Genomic DNA, 20,507 nt, shown 5'->3' with positions numbered 1-20,507 from the left:
CCGGGGCGTTCTGGGGATCACACGGAGTCAGGTGGTTTCAGCTCAACGCACCCCCGACTGGCGCAGGGCGGCGGGCTGGAAGTCGGCCTTGCTGGCACTGAAGCCAAAATCGTAAGCCCGCTTCTCCTCGTTCTTCATGCCCAGGGCCAGGTAACGCCCCGACTGCAGGTCGTAGATGGCTTCCAGGGTGTACCACGGCACCTGCACGTTGTAGTACGGCTGGGCATGGGCCTCGGACACGCGCCACAGCTGGCCACGGCCGTCGTACTGGTCGATCACCGCAGCTTGCCAGGTGTCTTCGTCGATGTAGAAGTCACGCTTGGCATAGATGTGCCGCTGGCCCGGCTTCAGGGTCGCGACCACGTGCCACACACGGCGCAGCTCGTAACGGGTCAGGTCCTGGTTGATGTGCCCGGCCTTGAGGATGTCGGCGTACTTGAGCTTCGGGTCATCCAGCTTGAAGGCGTTGGAGGCGATGTACATCTCCTTCTTGCCCTCGAGTTTCCAGTCGTAGCGGTCCGGTGCGCCGTTGTACATGTCCAGGTTGTCCGAGGTGCGCAGGCCGTCGGCCGCGGTACCCGGGCCGTCATACGAAACCTGTGGCGCCTGGCGCACACGGCGCTGGCCGGCGTTGTAGATCCAGGCCTTGCGCGGTTCCTTCACCTGGTCGAGGGTTTCGTGTACCAGCAGCACGGTCCCTGCCAGGCGCGCTGGCGCGGTCACTTCCTGCTTGAAGTAGAACAGGATGTTGCCCGGGTTGTTCGGGTCGTAGTCCTTCATGCGGTCGCGGAACACGAACTGGTCCTGGAAGTACACCAGGCTGTACGAGCCGTTCTGCTGTGGCGTGGCCTGGGTCACCAGGCGGGTCACGCTGCCGCCACGGTAGCGGGTGATGTGGTTCCAGATCACTTCCAGGCCGGTTTTCGGAATCGGGAACGGCACGGCGGTCTGGAAGTTGTTCAGGCCGTTGCCACCCTCGACCAGGGTGGTGGCGGTGGCGTTCTTCTTGATGGCGGCGAACACGTCGTCCGGTACGGTGGAGCCGCGGTGGGTCTTGAACACCGGGATCTTGAAGGTATCGGGGTAACGCTTGAGCATCGCCAGCTGGCCGGGCGAGAGCTTGTCCTTGTACTGATCGGCATTCTGCGCGGTGATGGTGAACAGCGGCTTGTCACTGCCATAGGGGTCGGAGAGGAACCCCTTGGCATCGGCGCTACCGGCGGTTTTGGACAGCGGTTCCCACGCGCCGATGGAGCCATCGGCATTACCGGCCTTTTCTGCGCCCATCGGCGTCAGCGTAGTGCCCAGTTTGGCGGCCTCGTCGGCGGAAACCGCAGCCATGACGCTGGTCGCCAGCAGGGACAGGCCCAGCACACCGGCTTGCAGCAGACTTCTGGTCTTGTTCATGTCGTGTCGTCCTGGATCTGAATACTTAGAAGTTCACGCCGAAGCTGAGGGCGACGAAGTCGCGGTCATCCACGGTGCTGTACTTGCCGTCGAAGAAGTTGGTGTACGACAGGCTGGCGGTGTAGGTGTTCTGGTACTCGGCATCCACGCCCAGGCTGATCGCCTTGCGCCCTTCCTCGAAGTTGCCGCCAGGGCCTGGCGAGTAACCGGAGACGTCGTGGGACCAGGCCACGTTGGGCTTGAGGTTGACCCCGGCGAAGACGTCGTTGTAGTCCCAGATCACCCGGGCGCGGTAGCCCCAGGACGTGCTGGTGGTGTAGCCGTCGTTCTCGCACTTGCGGTTGAGGTTGGTGGTCGAGGCACCGGCACCGGCGCCGGCAATGGTGCTGGCGTTGAGCGCCTGGCAGGTATTGGCGCCGCCGGTGGTCGGCAGCGGGCCAGGGCCGAACACCGGGTCACGGCCATAGCGCACGTCGTGGGCGCTTTCCAGGCCACCAACGTGGGTAATGCCCAGCTCACCGACCACGGTCATGCGGCTGGCGCCCATCACCTGGTCGAAGAAGTGCGTCAGGGTGGTCTGGAACTGGGTGATTTCCTTGCGGCGGTAGCCGTGCAGGTCTTCACCCGGGGTGCCGCTGAGCAACGAGGCGTTGGCCAGCGCGCCACCCAGCGGGCGCACGCCAGCGAACAGGATGTCGGTGGTGTTGAGCTGCACCGGGGCGTTCGGGCGGTAGCTGATTTCACCGCTCCACGCGGTGCCGGTAGGCAGCGTGGTGGAGAAGCTCAGGCCATACAAGCGGATGTCTTCGGGGTATTCGACGAAGTACTTGGAGTTGCCCGCCACGATCAGCGGCGCCAGTGTGCGCAACTGCGCCGGCAGCGCGGCGATGCCCTGGAACACCGCCGGCGAGGCACCGGTGGCGCTGAAGATCGGCGCGCGGCTGTGGTAGTTCATGAAGTAGGCACCGAATTCGGTGTCCAGCGGCTCGAACATGTAGCGCAAGGCCACGCCGAACTGGCCGCTGTCGCGGGCATCACGGTCGGCGCCACGGCCCACCAGCACGCCCTCCTCGTTGATATTCACGCCGCGGGTGGCGAGGAACTGCTGCGCCGCTGCCGGCACCGTGCGGCTGCTGTTGAGCACGCGCAGGTTGTCGGTGCAGCCATCGGCGATGATGTCCGGCTGGGAGAAGAAGGTGCCGCAGTTGTCGACGACGGTCTGGTCCCACTCCAGCTGGTAGAAGGCCTCGGCCGACAGGTTGTCGGTCAGGCTCTGGGAGATGTAGAACATGTTGACCGGAATCAGGCCTTCCTTGACTTCGGCCCCCGGGCGGCGGAACGCGGCCACGTCGATGGGGTTGATCGAGTTGATGCCCCCGCCGATGAAGGTGCTTTCACCCCAGCTCACCACCTGCTTGCCGAAGCGCACCGAACCCGGCTGATCGCCAATCGAGTAGTTGTGGTAGATGAAGGCATCGAGCAGTTCGGCGCCCGACGACTTGGCGCCTTCCTTGCGGTTGGAATCGCTGATGTCCTTGAACGGGCGGCTTTCGTCCTTGAGCTCGAAGTCGTACCAGTACTTGCCCCGCACGAACACACCGGTATCGCCGTACTTGAGCTCAAGGTCATGGATGCCCTTGAAGATCTTCGAGAAGGTTTCGCCCTTCTTGAAGTTCAAGTGGCCGTCGTCGGAGGTCTGCGACAGGCCCTTGCCGCCGTTGTTGACCCCGATCAGGTTCTTGTTCGGGTTGGCAGTCGACCAGCTGGCACCGACGGAAAGCGATGAATCGAACTGACCTTCGATTTCCCCGATGTTGAAGCTGACGGCAAAAGCAGGACTTGCGAGCGTGGAAGCAAGGCTGACAGCCAGGGGCAGCTTGGCCCGGCGCCAGAACAGGTTTGCAGATTTCATCGACGCTACTCCATGTTCTTTTTTGTTATGGCAGTGAGTCCTTTCAAGAACGGCCCGAGCGACCGGTGTGCAGGCTTGCGCCCACGGCGACACGGCTTGCGCGTGCCGCCCTCCCCCATTCCTGAAAATCCCCTGGCCCGACTATAGCCAGCAGGCACAGGTGCTTGATCCCTCTAAAGTGTGATTTATGCACCGGCCGTCAAATCACCACCGACGTTTCCCTGGCGGCGCATTGGCCGTGCTGAAGCATGGCGTATTTTCGCCATTTGGCAAGGCGCCACCCCCTCTAGCACGCGGGTCGCGTTCTGACGCGCACGACCCGCGGCCGGTTTACAGGGTGGAAAGGAACGCGCTGTTGCTGGCCTGCCACTGGACGATGTCCTGGCGGATGCGCTTCTTGTCGAGCTTGCCGACACTGGTCTTGGGAATTTCAGTAACAACGGCGATCTGGCTGGGGATTGCCCACTTGTTGATGTGCCCCTGCTCGACAAAGGGCTTGAGGTGATCCTTCAGCGCCTTGGCATCGATGGCCTGGCCATCGCGCAGCACCAGCAGGGCGAACGGGCGCTCGCCCCACTGCGGGTCGGCCACCCCCACCACGGCCACTTCGCGCACGGCTGGGTGGCGGCTGACCAGGTCTTCGAGGTCGAGCGAGGAAATCCACTCGCCACCGGTCTTGATCACGTCCTTGATGCGGTCGCGGATGTCGATGAACCCCATGCCGTCGAGGGTGGCGACGTCGCCGGTGTGCAACCAGCCACCCTGCCACAGCTCCGCGCTCTTCTGCGCTTCCTTGAAGTAGCCCATGGTCAGCCACGGCGCACGCAGCACCAGCTCGCCCTGGGTTTCGCCATCGGCCGGAAGGAACCTGCCCTCGGCATCGACAATCGCCGCTTCCACCAGGGGCACCGGCACCCCGGCCTTGATCCGGTAGCTGACCCGTTCGTCCTCGCTGCCAGCCTGCAGCTCGTCGTTCAGGTGCGCACAGGAAATCAGCGGGCACGTCTCGGACATGCCATAGGCGGCGGTCAGCTGGATGCCACGGGCCTGCGCGGCCTTGTACAACGAGCTGTTCAAGGCGCTGCCGCCGATGATGATCTTCCAGCCGCCGAAGTCCTGGCCCTGGGCGTTGGGGCAGTTCAGCAACATCTGCAAAATGGTCGGCACGCAGTGGGAGAAGGTGACCTTCTCCTCGCGCCACAGCTTGACCAGCATGTCGGGCTCGTAGCGGCCTGGGTAGACCTGCTTCATGCCCATCATGGTGGCCGCGTAGGGAATGCCCCAGGCGTGCACGTGGAACATCGGCGTGATGGGCATGTACACATCGTCGCTGCCCAGCAGGCGCACGCTGTCGAGGCTGCCGAGCACCGAGGTTTCGGCCAGGGTGTGCAGCACCAGCTGGCGGTGGGTGAAGTACACACCCTTGGGGTTGCCCGTGGTGCCAGTGGTGTAGAAGGTGGTGGCCACCGAGTCTTCGTCGAAGTCGGGGAAGTCGTAGCGCGGGCTGGCGGCGGCCAGCAGTTGCTCGTACTCACCGACCAGGTTGGGCAGTTCGGCGGTCTTGGCCGGGCCGTCGGTCAGCAGCACGGTCTTGTCCACCGTGGTCAGCTGGTCGGCAATGCCCTGGTAGAGGCCGACGAAATCGCTGTTGACCAGCACGAAGCGGTCTTCGGCGTGGTTCATGGTGTAGAGAATCTGCTCGGGCGACAGGCGCACGTTGATGGTGTGCACCACCGCGCCAATCATCGGAATGGCGAACATGCATTCCAGGTAGCGATGGCTGTCCCAGTCCATCACCGCCACCGTGTCACCGGCCTTGACCCCAGCCTCGGTGAGCACGTTGGCCAGGCGCGCGATGCGTTCGTTGAGCTGTGGATAGGTCAGGCGCAGTTGGTCGCGGTAGACGATTTCGCGGGTTTTCTCGTAACGGCTGCCCGACATCAGCAGGCGCTTGATCAACAGCGGAAAGGTGTAGGCGCCCTCGGCGGGCTTGATCACACGGGTCTGCAACATGGATATCCCTTCTATCTGCAAAGCGGGCCGGAAAAGAGTGAAACAACTGTAGTAGCTGAATGTGACGGTCAAATCAGCCGAAGGAATGATTTGGCGACGCAAGGTATGAGTGGCATTGTGCGGGTTGATGGACCAACCCCTGCCCTGCCACCGGAGCTTCCCCTGATGCCCAGCTTGCGCCGCGCCGTGTTTCTCGACCACCCGTCCCTCGACCTTGGCGACCTCGACCTGTCGCCCTTGCAGCAGCAGTTCGATGAGCTCGAACTGTTCGCCACCACCCGCCCGGAGCAGGTAGCCGAGCGCCTGCGGGGCGCGGTGGCGGTGGTCAGCAACAAGGTCATGCTCGACGCCGAGGCGCTGGCGGCCAACCCGCAACTGAAGCTGATCCTGGTGGCCGCCACCGGCACCAACAACGTCGACCTCGCTGCAGCCCGCGCCCAGGGCATCACCGTGTGCAACTGCCAGGGCTATGGCACGCCGTCGGTGGCCCAGCACACCCTGGCCCTGCTGTTGGCCCTGGCCACGCGGTTGTGCGACTACAACCAGGCCGTGGCCGCTGGCCAATGGGCCAAGGCCAGCCAGTTCTGCCTGCTGGACTTCCCCATCGTCGAGCTGGAAGGCAAGACCCTCGGCCTGCTCGGCCATGGCGAGCTGGGCGGCGCCGTCGCCCGCCTGGCCGAGGCCTTCGGCATGCGCGTGCTGAGCGGGCAGATACCTGGCCGCCCGGCGCGCGACGACCGCCTGCCACTGGAAGAACTGCTGCCGCAGGTCGATGCCTTGACCCTGCACTGCCCGCTGAACGAGCACACCCGGCACATGATCGGCGCCCAGGAACTGGCGCTGATGAAAAAGGGCGCGCTGGTGGTCAACAGTGCCCGTGGCGGCCTGATCGACGAACAGGCCATGGCCGATGCCCTGCGCAGCGGCCACCTGGGCGGCGCCGCCACCGACGTGCTCAGCGTCGAGCCGCCGGTCAACGGCAACCCGCTGCTGGCCGGCGATATTCCACGCCTGATCATCACCCCGCACAGCGCCTGGGGCGCGGTGGAAGCACGCCAGCGCATCGTTGGCCAATTGGCCGAGAACGCCAAGGCCTACTTCGAAGGCGCCCCCCGTCGGGTAGTGAGTTGAGCGTCAGCTGAGCCCCAGGCCCGGCTCTGCTACACTGCGCGACTTTTTTCAGGAGGCGTCGTCCATGGACCCGCGCAGTGAAGTGTTGCTCCGCCAGGCGGAACTGTTCCAGGGCCCGCTGCTGGTCGCCGGCGCCCCCGCCGATGGCCTGCTCGGGCAGCTGCCCGGCGCCCACGGCTGGACCTGGCATGCCGGCGACCAGGCCATGCTCGACGCCCGCTTCGCCGGGCGCAGCCATTATGGCGTGGCGGTGCCGCCGGTGGCTTTCGAGGCCGCCGTGTTGTTCCTGCCCAAGTCCCGCGAGCTTGCGGCCTACCTGCTCAACGCCCTGGCCTCGCGCCTGGCCGGGCGCGAGCTGTACCTGGTCGGCGAGAAGCGCGGCGGCATCGAGGGCGCGGCCAAGCAGCTGCAGGCCTTCGGCAAACCGCGCAAGCTGGACAGCGCGCGGCATTGCCAACTGTGGCAGGTCACTGTCGACAACGCACCTGAAGCCAAGGCGCTGGAAAGCCTGGCCGAGCGCTTCACCCTTGAACTCGAGGATGGCCCGCTGCAACTGGTGAGCCTGCCCGGCGTGTTCAGCCACGGCCGCCTCGACCGCGGCACGGCGCTGCTGCTCAAGCACCTGGACAACCTGCCGCTGGGCCATGTGCTGGACTTCGGCTGTGGCGCCGGCGTGCTCGGGGCCACGGTCAAGCGGCGATACCCACAAAGCCGGGTGACGCTGCTGGACGTGGATGCCTTCGCCGTGGCGGCAAGCCGCCTGACCCTGGCGGCGAACGGCCTGGAAGGTGAAGTCATCAGCGGTGACGGTATCGACGCGGCGCCTGTCGACCTGAGCCTGATCCTGAGCAACCCGCCGTTCCACACCGGGGTGCACACCAACTACCAGGCATCGGAAAACTTGCTGAAAAAATCAGGCGAACACCTGCGAAAAGGTGGCGAAATGCGCTTGGTTGCCAACAGCTTCCTGCGTTACCAACCGCTGATCGAAGGGGCGCTTGGCAACTGCACCACCTGTGCCGAAGCCGACGGTTTCCGAATCTACCGCGCAACACGCGGTTAAAAAAACAAGGCTTGCCGAAAGCGTTTCGGCTAGGCAGAATCCGCACCGTCCTAGGGGAGTAGTCTCCCGCGAGCGCCTTGCTCGCCCGGTACGCGTCAACATACTTGGCCCACAGGCCATGGCGCGTGCGACCCAGCGACCTGCGCAGACAGGTCCCGGGTTTGACAAGACCTATGACACGCACACCTTACCCGGGGCGGGGAGGCTGTACGTGTCATAGCCGTGTCGACCCGCCCCCGTTAGGAAACCTGATGCTGGAATCTCTGTTGGTCCCCACCGCAATCGTTGCCTTGGCCGAAATCGGCGACAAGACGCAACTGCTCGCCCTCATTCTCGCCGCCCGCTTCCGCAAGCCCTGGCCGATCATTGCCGGCATCGTCGCCGCCACCCTGGCCAACCACGCCGCCGCCGGTGCCGTGGGTGCCTGGGTCAGTGGTTTCTTCACCGAAACGGTGTTGCACTGGGTGCTGGCCGCCAGCTTCACCGCCACGGCCCTGTGGACCCTGGTGCCAGACAAGATGGACGACGACGAGAACCCGGCCCGGCGCTTCGGCCCATTCCTGACCACGTTGATTGCCTTCTTCCTAGCCGAGATCGGTGACAAAACCCAGGTGGCCACGGTGATGCTGGCCGCCCAGTACCCCCACCTGATCATGGTGATTATCGGCACCACCCTGGGCATGTTGATTGCCAACGTGCCGGTGGTATTGGCGGGTAACTTCGCGGCAGACAAACTGCCATTGGCGCTGATTCGCCGGCTCGCGGCAGCTGCGTTCTTCGTGCTGGCCGTGGTGGCGGTGTATTCGGCCATGAAGACCAGTGGCTGGGTGGGGTAAGGCCAGAGCGGCGCATCGCGCGCTCCTATGGAACAAATCGTATCTATATGATTTAACGGGCATTTTCTGTAGGAGCGGGCTTGCCCCGCGAAGCAGGCAGCGCAGTGTATGGCACCGGCTTCGCCGGTGTTCGCGGGGCAAGCCCGCTCCTACAGGGGGATTGCAGCCAGCAGGGCTTATGACTTGCTTGCGGCCTGATACAGCGGCATTACCTTCGGAATCGCCGCCTGCAACGAGGCGATTCGGCTGCTGGATGCCGGGTGGGTGCTCATGAACTCAGGCGGGGCGCCTTCGGAGGCCTTGCTCATCTTGTTCCACAGGGTGATCGCTGCATTCGGGTCGTACCCCGCACGTGCCGACAGCTCCAGGCCGATCAGGTCGGCTTCGTTCTCGTTGGCACGGCTGTTGGGCAAGGTCATGGAGTAGTTCACCACGGTATCGGCCAGCGCCATGCTGTCCTGGCCCAGGCCCAACAGGGCACCGGCACCCTGGCGCGCCATCTCCACGCCATAGGCCTTGGACATCGCTTCGCGGCTGTGCTCGCGCAGGGCGTGGGCGATTTCATGGCCGACCACCGCGGCAATTTCCGCGTCGGTGAGCTGGAGCTGGTCGATCAGCCCGGTGTAGACGATGATCTTGCCGCCCGGGCCGCAGTTGGCATTGAGTTCGTCACTCTTGATGACGTTGACTTCCCAGTTCCATTGGGCGGCATCGGGCCGCAGCTTCGGCGCCTGGGCGATCAGCCGGCTGGCGATGTTCTGCACCCGCTTGGCATCGGCACTGGACTTGTCCAGCACGCCCTTGCTCGACGCTTCCCCAAGGGTTTGTTGGTAAGACTGGGCGTACATCTGGTTGACCTGGTCGGTCGACAGCATGCTGAACATGTACTGCTTGCGCTCGACGCCGACAGCACCGCCACTGGTGGTGTTCACCGCCTGGCAGCCGCCCAGCAGGATACCGGCGCCCAACAGGCTGATGACAAAAGACTTACGCATGAAAACACTCCCTTTTTGCATGCGCCGTATCCTAGGCCGAGTCGGCCTTTACCCGCCATAGCCGCAGGGAAGATTTTCTGTTGCAGGCCCATTCGCGGGGCAAGCCCGCTCCTACAAAACCATGCAACCCCCGCGAAAGGGCCGGCACAGGCACCCCATCAGGCAGGGGTAAGGCACTCCGGCGCATCCAGCTTCGGATCATTGACGAAATGCGCCAAGGCCCGCTCGCGCAATGCCCCGGCCGGGCTGGCCAACAGTTCGTGCAGACGCGCCAGGGGGGTGTCCGGGTCCAGCCAGGCCGCCTGCCCCGCGGCATCCAGAAGCAGTGGCCGGCGCTGATTCATTGCCGCCTGGGTCACCACCGCGCAACTGAGCCAGACCTGGTCCTGCACCGGGTAGGCCTCCCAGATCGCGGCAAAGTACAGTGCAGCGCCCTCCCCCGGGGTCAGCCAGTAAGGCCGCTTGCGCACCGTGCCGCGCCACTCGTAGAAGCCGTTGGCCGGCATCAGGCAGCGCCGCTGGCGAAACGCCTCACGGAACATCGGCTGCTCGGCCAGGGTTTCGGCCCGGGCGTGGGCGGGGGTGCGCGACAGGTCGGTGAGCCACGCCGGGGTCAACCCCCAGCGCGCCTTGGCCAGTTGCTGCTGGCCATCGAGCTGGCGCTGGATCAGCACCGAGGCGCCGGGCGAGATATTCCATTGCGCCGGCTGGCCGGCGGGGAAGCCCGGCAGGCTTGTGAGTGCCTGGGGCCAGCGGAACAGGGCGTAGCGTCCACACATGGGCGAATTCAGAACCTAACAGATCAAGGTACCGGGATGGCTCTCCGGTTCGTCGCCGGCAAGCGGCTGGGCACCATTGTACGCATCGATCAGCTGCCGTGCGTACTCGGCCTGGTCATCCGGCACCGCCAGGCCGAGCAACCCCTGCAATGGCAACTCGCCCACCGCGCCCATCAGGTCACGCCCGGCCAGGTGCACCTCGATGCCCTCGCTGACCAGCATGCCCACCAGCATTTCGGCTTCCAGCAGGTTTTCCGGTTCGTAGATTCGCCGCATCAGTCATTCTCACCGTAAACATCCAGCATCCACTCCTCGCCATGCACCTGCAGCACGAAACGGATAGGCTTGCAGCATACCTGGCAGTCCTCGATGTACTCCTGGTCGCCACCGGACAGGTCCACCGTGGTTTCGACTTCCTCGCCACAATAAGGGCAATCGTAAATCGCAGTTTCCAGCATCGCGGCCTCCGGGGTGACTTGTGCGTATAATTGCCGGTCTGTTTACAGGGCCCGTGTGTGTCGAGCCGTTTTTCGGCCCCGCCCCTACCTTATTACCCTAGCCGTTTCCAACAAGAGAGCATGATGGGCGAATTCGATGCCATCCGACCGTACGACGACGCTGAGGTCCCTGCCGTTCTGGCACGCCTGCTCAGCGACCCGGCATTCCTCGATATCCTCACCCACTTCCGCTTCCCGCGCGCAGCCGGCACGTTCGGCTGGCTGCTCAAGCCGCTGATCGCCCGCCGCCTGCGCAAGGAATTCGCCGGCGTGACCTGCGTCTCTACCCTGCAGGACAAAGTCGAGTACTACGTCGACCACACCATCGAGCGCGCCACCGACGGCGTCACCTACTCCGGCGTCGAACAGCTCAAGTCCGGTACTGCCTACCTGTTCCTGGCCAACCACCGCGACATCGTGATGGACCCGGCCTTCGTCAACTATGCGGTGTACCACGCCGGCCTGCCCACGCCGCGCATCGCCATTGGCGACAACCTGCTGCAGAAGCCGTTCGTCAGCGACATGATGCGCCTGAACAAAAGCTTCATTGTGCACCGCTCGATCAGCGGCCGCCGCGAGAAGCTAGCCGCCTACCAGTTGCTGTCGGCCTACATCAACCACTCGATTCGCAACGACGGCACCTCGATCTGGATCGCCCAGGCCGAAGGCCGCGCCAAGGACGGTGACGACCGCACCGACTCGGCAATCCTCAAGATGTTCCACATGAGCCGCAAGGACGAACCCTTCGGCGCAGTGATCCAGAGCCTGAACCTGATTCCGGTGTCGATCAGCTACGAATACGACCCCTGCGACCAGGCCAAGGCCCGCGAGCTGTACATCCGCGCCACCACCGGCACCTACAAGAAGGCGCCGGGCGAGGACGACAACAGCATCGCCAAGGGCATCACCGGCTACAAGGGCCGGGTGCACATCAACTTCGCCCCGCCGGTGACCGAGTATTACGAGGACACCAAGCAGCTGGCCCAGGAAACCGACCGGCAGATTCTCGGCGGCTACCGCCTGTTCCCGGTGCACTACCTGGCGTATGCGATGTGGAGCGAAAAGGACGAAACCCTGCAGGTGCCAAGCGCCGAGCAGGTGTTCCCGGCCGATGAGCTGGCCAAGGCCCGCGAAGAATGGCAACGCCGGCTGGATGCCTGCCCTGAGGAGCAACGGCCTTACCTGGTGCTTCAGTATGCGACGCCGGTGCGTAACCAGTACCAGGTCAGGCAGCAGGCTTCGGTGGCCTGATGGGTTGGCGGGCCGCGTTGCGGCCATCGCGAGCTCCTACGACGGGCATCCGCAGAGCCGGTAGGAGCGAGCGCAGCTCGCGATAGGGTTTCAGACCCAGGTGCTGAACCAGGACAGCAGCAGCGCCATGGCCAGGCAGGAAAAGCCGAGAATGTAGTAGTAGCGCGGCACTCGCTGGTCGATGGCATCCACCAGCCCTTCGTCCACCGCCAGGCTCTCGCGGGTGATTGCCTCGCGCCGCCGCGCACTCTGCAGCAGCAGGCCACCCGGGCAGGTCAGCAACAGCGCCAGCAGGTTGATCAGCTTGGTCGGGTGGGCGGCCAGGAACCCCCAGAGCACTTGCAAGGACATCACGCAACCTCGGTTAGAACGACAGCGAAGCCCGGCATTCTACCGAAGTCCGGCCTGGGCGCCCGGCCTGGGCGACAAAGTGTCACTAAATTTCATCTGTCACATGCTCGTCATTCAGGCAGGCCACTCTATCGGCCTTTTACCGTACCGGAGCTTGTCGATGCTGCACGCCGAAAACCAGGACCGCCTCTATCTCGTGGCTCAGAGCGATGAGCAGCAGGCGTTGATCGATGGTTTCGCCATCAATGTCCAGGACCGCCAATGGCTGGTGTACTGCGCGCTGGGCGGGCATGTGCATGAAGACTTGCCCGAAGTGGACATGAGCACAGGCGTCAGCCTGCTGGATTTCCATATAGAAGCCGCCTAGCTCTGCTCGCGCCTACCAGGCCTCATTGGCCCCGTAGGCGCAAGCGGCGCCCGATTGCTGCCTTACTCGCCCAACACCTGGCCAATGGTCGGGTCCTTGAACAGGCGGGTCAGCGCATCACTCAGCACGCCCCCCACCAGCTTGGTGTTGGTTTCCTGGTTCGGCGCCATGCCGAAGCGCTGGTCCAGCGAAGCACCGTAGCGGCCGCTGTAACGGCGGTTGGCATTGGACACGTCGGCCCGGAAGGTGGCACCGATGGTGGCCTCGGTCACGTACAGGTTGTCCTTGGGCGATTGGTACTTGAGCTCCGCCAGGGTCACGGTCAGCTGCGGCGCGTTGTAGGCGTTCGGCGTCGGGGTGAAGCCGAGCAGGCGCACGGCGGCTTCAGCCTGGGCCTGCAGCTTGGGTACCACATCGTTGCCATTGACGCTGATGGTGCTGGTTTCCGGGTACATGCCACCTCGGGTGCCCAGGGACTGCGAAGGCCGGCCATCAACCACCTTGACCACCACCGGCTGGCCGTGGCCGACCGGGGCGAGCTGCGCCTTGAGCGTGGGTTGCGGGCTGAGTTGTTGCGGGCTGTGGGCACATCCGACCAGGCTCAGGCTGGCTACGGCGATCAAACCGAACAACAGACGTTGCAACATGCGCGTTTCTCCAGAAAATGCGTCAAAGGCCCACAGTATACCCAGCCAGGCACAAACCAGTCATCGCCTCGGCCCCCTTGTCACAATGGTTTCATCGCCTCCCCCGTATCCTTGCGCCAAGCCCTCCCGCACAGGACTCACCGCCATGGCCTCGCTCTGGACCCAACTGTTCCAACGCCCGCGCCACCACGCCTATGCCCGCCTCGACAACGAAGGCAAATGCCTGGCATTCAAGGAATGCAACGAGCCGCCAAGCGGCAGCGGCTGGGTGCGAATCAGCGAAGTGCGGCTGGCCTGGCTGGGCCGCGAGCTGCCCGCCGAAGCCCGGGTTTGCGTACGCGCAAGCCGCCGTTGGCACCAGCGCATCCTCGCGGCCTGACAAACGCTGCAATAAAAACCACGAATTACGACCTTTCTGCCCGCGACATCGTTATAATCTCCCCCCGATTATAAGGACGTCTCCTGATCGGGCCCCGCATCCGCCGATTGACCCCGGCACCGTCACCCGCTTCGCCCACAGAGAGCCTTCCACTCAGGTCTTGCATCGGCTGTCGTGCCTGCTTTTCCGGCCCTTCGCACTGCATGAACCTGTGGGTTGCCATCGCGCAGTCCCCTTTTGAGGTTCACGACTCCAAAAGAGCGTGAAAAAACGGTTTTCACAACTTCACGAGAGTGTGGCGAGCAAATGAACAGTCTGGCATGTGTAAAAGCGGCAGATGTGTCCCGAACAGCCCTGAACAGGCGGTCAACGCGCTCATTCTGGATGAGTGTCTGAGGCCGTTCCATAACGCACGCACGACACCTTGACCATAAGTCGAATTGCCGCACCCGTGGCAATCGGGGTTCAATAGCGCAACCCGAAGACTGATTGGCGGTGTCCGCGGAAGTTGCAAGAACTGCGAAGAGTCGGACATGGCGATCCTGGCAACCCCAGTGATGCTGTGCTGTCAATTAGGTAGCTGTAGATTGTGGAGACGCGTTAAATGGCGCAGAACGAATCGGTTGATGTGGTACTGGTAGGCGCGGGCATCATGAGTGCCACCCTGGCCGTACTGCTCAAGGAGCTTGACCCGACCCTGAAGCTTGAGGTCGTCGAGGCAATGGACTCCGGAGCCGCGGAAAGCTCCAACCCTTGGAACAACGCAGGCACCGGCCACGCTGGCCTGTGCGAGCTGAACTACACGCCCCAGGCCGCCGATGGCAGCATCGACATCAAGAAGGCCGTGCACATCAACACCCAGTTCGAGGTTTCGCGCCAGTTCTGGGCCTACCTGAGCAAGAAAGGCAACTTCGGCTCGGCCCGTGCCTTCATCAACCCGGTCCCGCACCTGAGCTACGTCGAAGGTGACAAGGGCGTGTCCTTCCTCAAGAAGCGCTTCGAGCTGCTCAAGCAGCACCACGCTTTCGCCGAAATGGAATACACCGAAGACCAGGCCGTGATGAAGGACTGGATGCCGCTGATGATGCCGGGCCGCCCGGCCGACCAGCGCATCGCCGCCACCCGCGTGATGAAAGGCACCGACGTCAACTTCGGCGCCCTGACCAACAAGCTGCTCAAGCTGCTGGGCGATGCACCGCAAGCCCAGGTCAAGTACAGCAAGAAAGTCGTCGGCCTGCGCCGCAACGGCAGCGGCTGGACCGTGAGCATCAAGGACGTCAACAGCGGCAGCAGCCGTGAAGTGGACGCCCGCTTCGTCTTCCTCGGCGCCGGTGGCGCGGCCCTGCCGCTGCTGCAACTGTCGGGCATTCCGGAAAGCAAAGGTTTCGGCGGCTTCCCGGTCAGCGGCCAGTGGCTGCGTTGCGACAACCCGGAAATCGTCAAGCAGCACCAGGCCAAGGTGTACAGCCAGGCTGCAGTCGGCGCCCCGCCGATGTCGGTGCCACACCTGGACACCCGCGTGGTCGACGGCAAGAAGTCGCTGCTGTTCGGGCCTTACGCCGGCTTCACCACCAAGTTCCTCAAGCACGGCTCGTTCATGGACCTGCCGCTGTCGGTACGCATGGGCAACATCGGCCCGATGCTGGCCGTGGCGCGCGACAACATGGACCTGACCAAGTACCTGGTCAGCGAAGTGATGCAGTCGATGGAGCAGCGCCTGGAATCCTTGCGCCGCTTCTACCCGCAAGCCAAGGCCGAGGACTGGCGCCTGGAAGTGGCTGGCCAACGGGTGCAGATCATCAAGAAAGACCCGAAAAAAGGCGGCATCCTGCAGTTCGGCACCGAGCTGGTTTCGGCCCAGGACGGCAGCCTCGCGGCCCTGCTGGGCGCATCGCCAGGTGCTTCGGTGACCGTGTCGATCATGCTGGAGTTGATCGAGCGCTGCTTCCCGGAGCAGGCCAAGGGTGCCTGGGCGGCCAAGCTCAAGGAAATCTTCCCGGCCCGCGAGAAGACCCTGGCCGCCGATGCGGCGCTTTACCACAAGATCAGCGCCGACAACGACGTGGCGCTGGAACTGGTGGAAGACAGCCCGGCCAAGCATTACGCCTGAGCTGGCCTGTAACGAAAAAACGCCCCGCGGGGCGTTTTTTTGTGCCGGCCCTTTCGCTCCTACAAGGAATCGCGTGCTCTTGTAGGAGCGGGCTCGCCCCGCGAAGAGGCCGGTACAGGCCTACCAATCAGCCACGGGCGTTGATGATGATCTCGATGTACTCCGGCGCATTGCGCTGGTCGGCGATCACTTCGGCAAAGGTCTTGCCGTGCTCGTCCTTGCCGTCGAGGTCCAGCCCGGCTTCGACGAAGAAGCCCACGAAGCGCTCGAAGTCATCGATGCGCAGCCCGCGGTAGGCCTTGATCAGCTTGTGATGGGAAGGCGAGGTCAGGCCATCGGCCGGCTCGAACTGTAGGAACGACTTGACGTAGTCATCGCTGATCTCGTCACCAATCACCTGCTTCTTGTCTTTGCGCATTGCCGGCTCCAACTGACCATCACGGAATTTCGAAGGCCGGCAGTTTACCCCCCACAGGCGCCGCGCCTCAACGCGAACGTACGGTGCCGGTGTGCAGGTCGGCCCAGACATGGCCGTTGGCGTAGGTGAGAAACTGCACGTAGACGGTTTCGTTGCGCAGCAGGTCCATGACCACGCGGTAATCGCTCACCGGGTAGTTCAGGCTCAGGGTGCGGGTCTTGTCGTCGTACACCGGCTTCTTCAGGCTTTTGCCCGCTTCGCCGTCGAAGGTCAGCAGCACCTGGCTGATGGTCGCGCCCTTGCTCAGGGGCTTGCCCTTCAGGCGCATCTGCAGCGAGGCGGTGATCGGGATCGGTTGCTGGTCGGACTGGCGCTGGGCACCCACCACCACGGAGTAGTCGGTCACTTGCAGCAATTGCTGGCCGGTCGGCGCTTCCTGGCGCAGGGACTGGTCATCGGGCGGGAGGAACTGGCTGTGCAGCGGTGCGGCGGCGAGAGGCAGGCTCACCGCCAGCAGCAGGGGAAGAATCGCACGCATGTGAGGCTCCTTGGCATGAAGGAGCACTCTAGCACGCGGGGCGGCTACTGCCGATCACAGCCCCTTGACGGCAAAGATGCCGTTGGCGTTGCGCCAGTAGCCTTTATAGTCCATGCCGTAACCGAAGATGTAGCGGTCCACGCACGGCAGGCCGGCGTAGCTGGCCTTCAGGCCTGGGCTGGCCTTGCGGTCGTGGTCCTTGTCGATCAGCACGGCGGTGTGCACCGCACGTGCGCCGGCATGCTTGCAGAATTCGATGATGGCGCTGAGGGTGTGGCCCTCGTCGAGAATGTCGTCGACGATCAACACGTCACGGTCGATGAACGACACTTCAGGCTTGGCCTTCCAGAACAGCTCGCCGCCACTGGTCTGGTTGCGGTAGCGGGTGGCGTGGATGTACGAGACTTCCAGCGGGAACTGCAGGTGGGTCAGCAATTTACCGGCGAAAATCAGGCCACCGTTCATCACGCAGAACACCACTGGGTTCTTGTCGTGCAGTTCCTGGCTGATCTGTGCGCCAACCTTGGCGATGGCCGCTTCCACTTCGGCTTCGGGGTACAGGCAGTCTGCCTCGCGCATGACTTGATGAATGTGCTCGAGATCGGCGGACATGGCGCTCTCCGGGGGGGCATTTTGGAAAAGCGGGCAAAGGTACGCATCCGCTCGTCACAGATCAAGCATTTATGGACTAACGTGCAAAAGGACTACACGACAGCACAGGCTGAATAGATTAATCTAGCGCGGTTTTTTTGCCCGCCTTTCGGAGCCCCCCATGCCTACTCGTGAGATCCGCCATCCGCTGATCCGCCATAAGCTCGGCCTCATGCGCCGTGCCGACATCAGCACCAAGAATTTTCGCGAACTCGCCCAGGAAGTCGGCGCGCTACTGACCTACGAAGCCACCCAGGACCTGCCACTCGAAACCTACGAGATCGACGGCTGGTGCGGCAAGGTGCAAGTTGAAAAAATCGCCGGCAAGAAGATCACCGTGGTGCCAATCCTGCGCGCCGGTATCGGCATGCTCGACGGCGTGCTCAGCCTGATTCCGGGCGCCAAGGTCAGTGCCGTGGGCGTTGCCCGCAACGAGGAAACCCTCGAAGCGCACACCTACCTGGAAAAGCTCGCCCCCGACATCAACCAGCGCCTGGCCCTGATCATCGACCCGATGCTCGCCACCGGCGGCTCGATGGTCGCCACCATCGACCTGCTGAAAAAGGCTGGCTGCAAGGAAATCCGCGCCATGGTGCTGGTTGCCGCACCAGAAGGCATCGAGGTGGTGGAAAAAGCCCACCCGGACGTACAAATCTACACCGCCTCGATCGACCAGCGCCTGAACGAGCATGGTTACATCGTCCCAGGCCTGGGCGATGCCGGTGACAAGATCTTCGGCACCAAGCAGAAGGACGCCTGACCATGCAGGACGGCTTCAACGACCCGCTCTGGCGGCAGGTCCTCTCGGGCGCGCAGATGCTCTTCGTGGCGTTCGGCGCGCTGGTATTGATGCCCCTGATCACCGGCCTCGATCCAAACGTCGCGTTGTTCACTGCCGGCATCGGCACCTTGCTGTTCCAGCTGGTCACGGGCCGTCAGGTGCCGGTGTTCCTGGCTTCGAGCTTTGCCTTCATTACCCCGATCATTCTCGCCAAGGGCCAGTTCGGCCTGGCCGAGACCATGGGCGGGGTGATGGCCGCAGGCTTCGTGTACACCTTCATGGGCCTGATGGTGAAGATCAAGGGCACCGGCTTCATCGACCGCATGCTGCCGCCGGTGGTGATCGGCCCGGTGATTATCTCCATCGGCCTGGCCATGGCACCGATCGCCGCCAACATGGCGATGGGCAAGGCCGGCGACGGCAGCGTGCTGCTGCCGTACAAGACGGCGATGATGATCTCCATGCCGGCCCTGCTCACCACCCTGATCGTTGCAGTGTTCGGCAAGGGCATCTTCCGCCTGGTGCCAATCATTGCCGGGGTGCTGGTGGGCTTTGCCCTGTCGTTCGCCTTCGGCGTGGTCGACACCGCCAAGATCGCCGCGGCGCCTTGGCTGGAGATTCCCAACTTCACCGCGCCCGCCTTCAACTGGCAGGCAATTCTGTTCATCGTTCCGGTGGCCCTGGCCCCGGCGATCGAGCACATCGGCGGGGTGATCGCGGTGGGTAGCGTCACCGGGCGCGACTACCTGAAAAAGCCTGGCCTGCACCGCACCCTGCTGGGTGACGGCCTGGCCACCACCGCCGCCGGCCTGTTCGGCGGCCCGCCCAACACCACCTACGCCGAGGTGACCGGTGCGGTGATGCTGACCAAGAACTACAACCCGAAGATCATGACCTGGGCGGCGGTATTCGCCATCTCCCTGGCCTTCATCGGCAAGTTCGGCGCGCTGCTGCAGAGCATTCCGGTGCCTGTGATGGGCGGCATCCTGTGCCTGCTGTTCGGCTCGATCGCCGCCGTGGGCATGAACACCATGATCCGCCACAAGATCGACCTGAGCGAGGCGCGCAACCTGGTGATCGTTTCGGTGACCCTGGTGTTCGGTATCGGCGGCGTGCTGGTTGGCAGCGGTGACGGCCCGGACGATTGGGGCCTCAAGGGCATCGCCCTGTGCGCCATCGTGGCCATTGCCTTGAACCTGATCTTGCCGGGCAACGATGGCTGGAAGCACAAGAAGCTGGATGACCCGTTGCCTTGATCCAGCCGGCCTCTTCGCGGGGCAAGCCCGCTCCTACAAGAGCATACGATTCCTTGTAGGAGCGGGCTTGCCCCGCGAAGAGGCCAGCCCAGGCCACCCCACACTCAAACCGCTTCGCACATCCCCGCCAACACCCTCGCCCACTCCGGGTGGTCATTCAGGCATGGCACCAGCACCAGCTCCTGGCCGCCAGCCTCGACGAACTGCTCGCTGCCGCGCATGCCAATCTCTTCCAGCGTCTCGATGCAATCGGCCACGAACGCCGGGCACATCACCAGCAGTTTCTTCACCCCAGCCTTGGCCAGCTCATCAAGGCGCGCCTCGGTATAGGGTTCGATCCACTTGGCCCGCCCCAGCCGCGACTGGAACGACACCGACCACTTGCCGTCGGGAATGCCCATCTTCGCCGCGAACGCCTTGGCCGTTGCCAGGCACTGGCCGCGGTAGCACACCGCACGCATCTGGGCACTGGCGTCCTTGCAGCAGTCGGCTGCCTGGAAATCGTGCTTGCCGGTGGGGTCGAGCTTTTTCAGGTGACGCTCCGGCAGGCCGTGGAAGCTCAGCAGCAGGTGGTCGTAGTCCTGCTGCAGGTGTGGCCTGGCGCTGGCCACCAGGGCATCGATGTACGCCGGGCGATCGTAGAACGGCTGCAACACCCGCAGCTCCAGCGGCAAGTGGCGCGCGGCCACGGTTTGCTGCGCCTGGGCCACCACCGTGGTCACCGTGCTGTCGGCGAATTGCGGGTACAGCGGCGCCAGGGTGACCTTGCGCACGCCTTGGGCGGCCAGGCGTTCCAACACCTCGGGCAGTGCCGGCTGGCCATAGCGCATGGCGATTTCCACCGGGCCATGGGGCCAGTGCTCGACCATCGCCGCCTGCAGGCGACGGGTCAGCACCACCAGCGGCGAGCCCTCGTCCCACCAGATCGAGGCATAGGCATGGGCCGATTGCTCCGGGCGCTTGACCAGGATCAGCGACACCAGCAGGCGCCGCACCGGCCAAGGCAGGTCGATCACGTAGGGGTCCATCAGGAACTGGTTGAGGTAACGGCGCACATCGGCCACCGAGGTGGAGGCCGGGGAACCCAGGTTGACCAGCAGCAGGGCGTGATCGGTCATGCAGCGT

22 protein-coding genes and 1 riboswitch are annotated in these 20,507 nt (G+C 63.9%); of the genes, 9 read left to right on the top strand and 13 right to left on the bottom strand.

Translation table 11 applies throughout. The features are described 5' to 3' along the window. Positions 1-42 precede the first annotated feature (42 nt). The 3 genes from F3J44_RS19705 to F3J44_RS19695 form a co-directional block, all read right to left on the bottom strand. Positions 43-1,407, bottom strand: coding sequence for a DUF1329 domain-containing protein (locus F3J44_RS19705; protein WP_167275226.1), 1,365 nt, complete (start codon positions 1,405-1,407; stop codon positions 43-45). A gap of 25 nt (positions 1,408-1,432) precedes the next feature. Further along, positions 1,433-3,319, bottom strand: a complete 1,887-nt coding sequence (locus F3J44_RS19700; protein ID WP_167058929.1) for a DUF1302 domain-containing protein — start codon at positions 3,317-3,319, stop codon at positions 1,433-1,435. A 330-nt stretch (positions 3,320-3,649) separates the two neighbouring features. Beyond that, a complete protein-coding gene (locus F3J44_RS19695; RefSeq protein WP_167058932.1) occupies positions 3,650-5,332 on the bottom strand; it encodes a fatty acid--CoA ligase in 1,683 nt (560 codons plus the stop codon). A 165-nt stretch (positions 5,333-5,497) separates the two neighbouring features. On the opposite strand from F3J44_RS19695, the gene F3J44_RS19690 reads away from it, so the two are divergent. The 3 genes from F3J44_RS19690 (at position 5,498) to F3J44_RS19680 (ending at position 8,362) form a co-directional block, all read left to right on the top strand. Further along, positions 5,498-6,463, top strand: a complete 966-nt coding sequence (locus F3J44_RS19690; RefSeq protein WP_167275223.1) for a 2-hydroxyacid dehydrogenase — start codon at positions 5,498-5,500, stop codon at positions 6,461-6,463. 64 nt (positions 6,464-6,527) lie between these two features. After that, positions 6,528-7,526 (top strand): class I SAM-dependent methyltransferase, encoded by a 999-nt coding sequence (locus F3J44_RS19685; RefSeq protein ID WP_167275221.1) that lies wholly within the window; start codon positions 6,528-6,530, stop codon positions 7,524-7,526. A 41-nt stretch (positions 7,527-7,567) separates the two neighbouring features. Beyond that, positions 7,568-7,688: riboswitch (yybP-ykoY riboswitch) on the top strand. Between the two features lie 89 nt (positions 7,689-7,777). Then, a complete protein-coding gene (locus F3J44_RS19680) occupies positions 7,778-8,362 on the top strand; it encodes a TMEM165/GDT1 family protein (protein ID WP_167275218.1) in 585 nt (194 codons plus the stop codon). A 176-nt stretch (positions 8,363-8,538) separates the two neighbouring features. Here the strand turns inward: F3J44_RS19680 and F3J44_RS19675 are convergent, their stop codons facing one another. The 4 genes from F3J44_RS19675 to F3J44_RS19660 form a co-directional block, all read right to left on the bottom strand. Continuing rightward, positions 8,539-9,357, bottom strand: a complete 819-nt coding sequence (locus F3J44_RS19675; RefSeq protein ID WP_167275214.1) for a M48 family metallopeptidase — start codon at positions 9,355-9,357, stop codon at positions 8,539-8,541. Between the two features lie 158 nt (positions 9,358-9,515). Further along, a complete protein-coding gene (locus F3J44_RS19670) occupies positions 9,516-10,136 on the bottom strand; it encodes an SOS response-associated peptidase (RefSeq protein ID WP_167275211.1) in 621 nt (206 codons plus the stop codon). Positions 10,137-10,151: 15 nt separating this feature from the next. Continuing rightward, on the bottom strand, positions 10,152-10,412 hold the full coding sequence (locus F3J44_RS19665; protein ID WP_167058950.1) for a putative signal transducing protein: 261 nt from the start codon (positions 10,410-10,412) through the stop codon (positions 10,152-10,154). Next, a complete protein-coding gene (locus F3J44_RS19660; protein ID WP_010225771.1) occupies positions 10,412-10,594 on the bottom strand; it encodes a CPXCG motif-containing cysteine-rich protein in 183 nt (60 codons plus the stop codon). Before F3J44_RS19660 ends, F3J44_RS19665 begins: the two co-directional genes overlap by 1 nt. A 123-nt stretch (positions 10,595-10,717) precedes the next feature. Here F3J44_RS19660 and F3J44_RS19655 point away from each other — a divergent pair, with 123 nt between their 5' ends. Next, complete coding sequence (locus F3J44_RS19655; protein WP_167058953.1) at positions 10,718-11,884, top strand: 1-acyl-sn-glycerol-3-phosphate acyltransferase; 1,167 nt, start codon at positions 10,718-10,720, stop codon at positions 11,882-11,884. Between the two features lie 90 nt (positions 11,885-11,974). Here F3J44_RS19655 and F3J44_RS19650 read toward each other — a convergent pair whose 3' ends face one another. Continuing rightward, the gene (locus F3J44_RS19650) at positions 11,975-12,235 is read right to left on the bottom strand and encodes a hypothetical protein (protein ID WP_167059339.1); all 261 of its coding nucleotides are present in this window, start codon (positions 12,233-12,235) and stop codon (positions 11,975-11,977) included. A 160-nt stretch (positions 12,236-12,395) separates the two neighbouring features. Here F3J44_RS19650 and F3J44_RS19645 point away from each other — a divergent pair, with 160 nt between their 5' ends. Continuing rightward, positions 12,396-12,602, top strand: coding sequence for a hypothetical protein (locus F3J44_RS19645; protein ID WP_167058956.1), 207 nt, complete (start codon positions 12,396-12,398; stop codon positions 12,600-12,602). 62 nt (positions 12,603-12,664) lie between these two features. Here F3J44_RS19645 and F3J44_RS19640 read toward each other — a convergent pair whose 3' ends face one another. Then, entirely contained in the window at positions 12,665-13,249 is a 585-nt protein-coding gene (locus F3J44_RS19640; protein WP_167275209.1) for a YajG family lipoprotein, read from the bottom strand. A gap of 145 nt (positions 13,250-13,394) precedes the next feature. Between F3J44_RS19640 and F3J44_RS19635 the strand changes: the two genes are divergently transcribed. Continuing rightward, on the top strand, positions 13,395-13,628 hold the full coding sequence (locus tag F3J44_RS19635; RefSeq protein ID WP_167058962.1) for a hypothetical protein: 234 nt from the start codon (positions 13,395-13,397) through the stop codon (positions 13,626-13,628). A 604-nt stretch (positions 13,629-14,232) separates the two neighbouring features. Further along, a complete protein-coding gene (mqo, locus tag F3J44_RS19630; protein ID WP_167058965.1) occupies positions 14,233-15,738 on the top strand; it encodes a malate dehydrogenase (quinone) in 1,506 nt (501 codons plus the stop codon). Positions 15,739-15,865: 127 nt separating this feature from the next. On the opposite strand, the gene F3J44_RS19625 is transcribed toward mqo, so the two are convergent. From F3J44_RS19625 to F3J44_RS19615, 3 genes are all read right to left on the bottom strand, one after another. Beyond that, complete coding sequence (locus F3J44_RS19625) at positions 15,866-16,156, bottom strand: PA4642 family protein (RefSeq protein ID WP_167058968.1); 291 nt, start codon at positions 16,154-16,156, stop codon at positions 15,866-15,868. Positions 16,157-16,223: 67 nt separating this feature from the next. Continuing rightward, positions 16,224-16,694: a hypothetical protein gene (locus tag F3J44_RS19620; RefSeq protein ID WP_167058971.1), complete on the bottom strand. Its 471-nt coding sequence runs from the start codon at positions 16,692-16,694 to the stop codon at positions 16,224-16,226. A 54-nt stretch (positions 16,695-16,748) separates the two neighbouring features. Continuing rightward, on the bottom strand, positions 16,749-17,306 hold the full coding sequence (locus F3J44_RS19615) for a hypoxanthine-guanine phosphoribosyltransferase (protein WP_167058974.1): 558 nt from the start codon (positions 17,304-17,306) through the stop codon (positions 16,749-16,751). A 160-nt stretch (positions 17,307-17,466) separates the two neighbouring features. On the opposite strand from F3J44_RS19615, the gene upp reads away from it, so the two are divergent. Both upp and F3J44_RS19605 read left to right on the top strand, forming a co-directional pair. Beyond that, a complete protein-coding gene (gene upp, locus F3J44_RS19610) occupies positions 17,467-18,105 on the top strand; it encodes a uracil phosphoribosyltransferase (RefSeq protein WP_011532223.1) in 639 nt (212 codons plus the stop codon). A gap of 2 nt (positions 18,106-18,107) precedes the next feature. Next, the gene (locus tag F3J44_RS19605; RefSeq protein ID WP_167275206.1) at positions 18,108-19,382 is read left to right on the top strand and encodes a uracil-xanthine permease family protein; all 1,275 of its coding nucleotides are present in this window, start codon (positions 18,108-18,110) and stop codon (positions 19,380-19,382) included. Between the two features lie 104 nt (positions 19,383-19,486). Here the strand turns inward: F3J44_RS19605 and hemH are convergent, their stop codons facing one another. Beyond that, the gene (hemH, locus tag F3J44_RS19600) at positions 19,487-20,500 is read right to left on the bottom strand and encodes a ferrochelatase (protein ID WP_167058976.1); all 1,014 of its coding nucleotides are present in this window, start codon (positions 20,498-20,500) and stop codon (positions 19,487-19,489) included. Positions 20,501-20,507 lie beyond the last annotated feature (7 nt).

It is taken from the genome of Pantoea sp. Tr-811 (genome assembly GCF_011752535.1).
Taxonomy (GTDB): Bacteria; Pseudomonadota; Gammaproteobacteria; order Pseudomonadales; family Pseudomonadaceae; genus Aquipseudomonas.
Note: the sequence above shows the minus strand (reverse complement) of the source record. Positions and strands in the feature narration are given on the sequence as shown.

Coding starts and splice junctions, on each gene's coding strand:
- upp (WP_011532223.1), top strand. CDS start 17,467: ATGCCTACTCGTGAGATCCGCCATCCGCTGATCCGCCATAAGCTCGGC.
- F3J44_RS19680 (WP_167275218.1), top strand. CDS start 7,778: ATGCTGGAATCTCTGTTGGTCCCCACCGCAATCGTTGCCTTGGCCGAA.
- mqo (WP_167058965.1), top strand. CDS start 14,233: ATGGCGCAGAACGAATCGGTTGATGTGGTACTGGTAGGCGCGGGCATC.
- F3J44_RS19685 (WP_167275221.1), top strand. CDS start 6,528: ATGGACCCGCGCAGTGAAGTGTTGCTCCGCCAGGCGGAACTGTTCCAG.
- F3J44_RS19615 (WP_167058974.1), bottom strand. CDS start 17,306: ATGTCCGCCGATCTCGAGCACATTCATCAAGTCATGCGCGAGGCAGAC.
- F3J44_RS19605 (WP_167275206.1), top strand. CDS start 18,108: ATGCAGGACGGCTTCAACGACCCGCTCTGGCGGCAGGTCCTCTCGGGC.
- F3J44_RS19620 (WP_167058971.1), bottom strand. CDS start 16,694: ATGCGTGCGATTCTTCCCCTGCTGCTGGCGGTGAGCCTGCCTCTCGCC.
- hemH (WP_167058976.1), bottom strand. CDS start 20,500: ATGACCGATCACGCCCTGCTGCTGGTCAACCTGGGTTCCCCGGCCTCC.
- F3J44_RS19665 (WP_167058950.1), bottom strand. CDS start 10,412: ATGCGGCGAATCTACGAACCGGAAAACCTGCTGGAAGCCGAAATGCTG.
- F3J44_RS19635 (WP_167058962.1), top strand. CDS start 13,395: ATGGCCTCGCTCTGGACCCAACTGTTCCAACGCCCGCGCCACCACGCC.
- F3J44_RS19675 (WP_167275214.1), bottom strand. CDS start 9,357: ATGCGTAAGTCTTTTGTCATCAGCCTGTTGGGCGCCGGTATCCTGCTG.
- F3J44_RS19695 (WP_167058932.1), bottom strand. CDS start 5,332: ATGTTGCAGACCCGTGTGATCAAGCCCGCCGAGGGCGCCTACACCTTT.
- F3J44_RS19645 (WP_167058956.1), top strand. CDS start 12,396: ATGCTGCACGCCGAAAACCAGGACCGCCTCTATCTCGTGGCTCAGAGC.
- F3J44_RS19640 (WP_167275209.1), bottom strand. CDS start 13,249: ATGTTGCAACGTCTGTTGTTCGGTTTGATCGCCGTAGCCAGCCTGAGC.
- F3J44_RS19705 (WP_167275226.1), bottom strand. CDS start 1,407: ATGAACAAGACCAGAAGTCTGCTGCAAGCCGGTGTGCTGGGCCTGTCC.
- F3J44_RS19625 (WP_167058968.1), bottom strand. CDS start 16,156: ATGCGCAAAGACAAGAAGCAGGTGATTGGTGACGAGATCAGCGATGAC.
- F3J44_RS19700 (WP_167058929.1), bottom strand. CDS start 3,319: ATGAAATCTGCAAACCTGTTCTGGCGCCGGGCCAAGCTGCCCCTGGCT.
- F3J44_RS19660 (WP_010225771.1), bottom strand. CDS start 10,594: ATGCTGGAAACTGCGATTTACGATTGCCCTTATTGTGGCGAGGAAGTC.
- F3J44_RS19650 (WP_167059339.1), bottom strand. CDS start 12,235: ATGTCCTTGCAAGTGCTCTGGGGGTTCCTGGCCGCCCACCCGACCAAG.
- F3J44_RS19670 (WP_167275211.1), bottom strand. CDS start 10,136: ATGTGTGGACGCTACGCCCTGTTCCGCTGGCCCCAGGCACTCACAAGC.
- F3J44_RS19690 (WP_167275223.1), top strand. CDS start 5,498: ATGCCCAGCTTGCGCCGCGCCGTGTTTCTCGACCACCCGTCCCTCGAC.
- F3J44_RS19655 (WP_167058953.1), top strand. CDS start 10,718: ATGGGCGAATTCGATGCCATCCGACCGTACGACGACGCTGAGGTCCCT.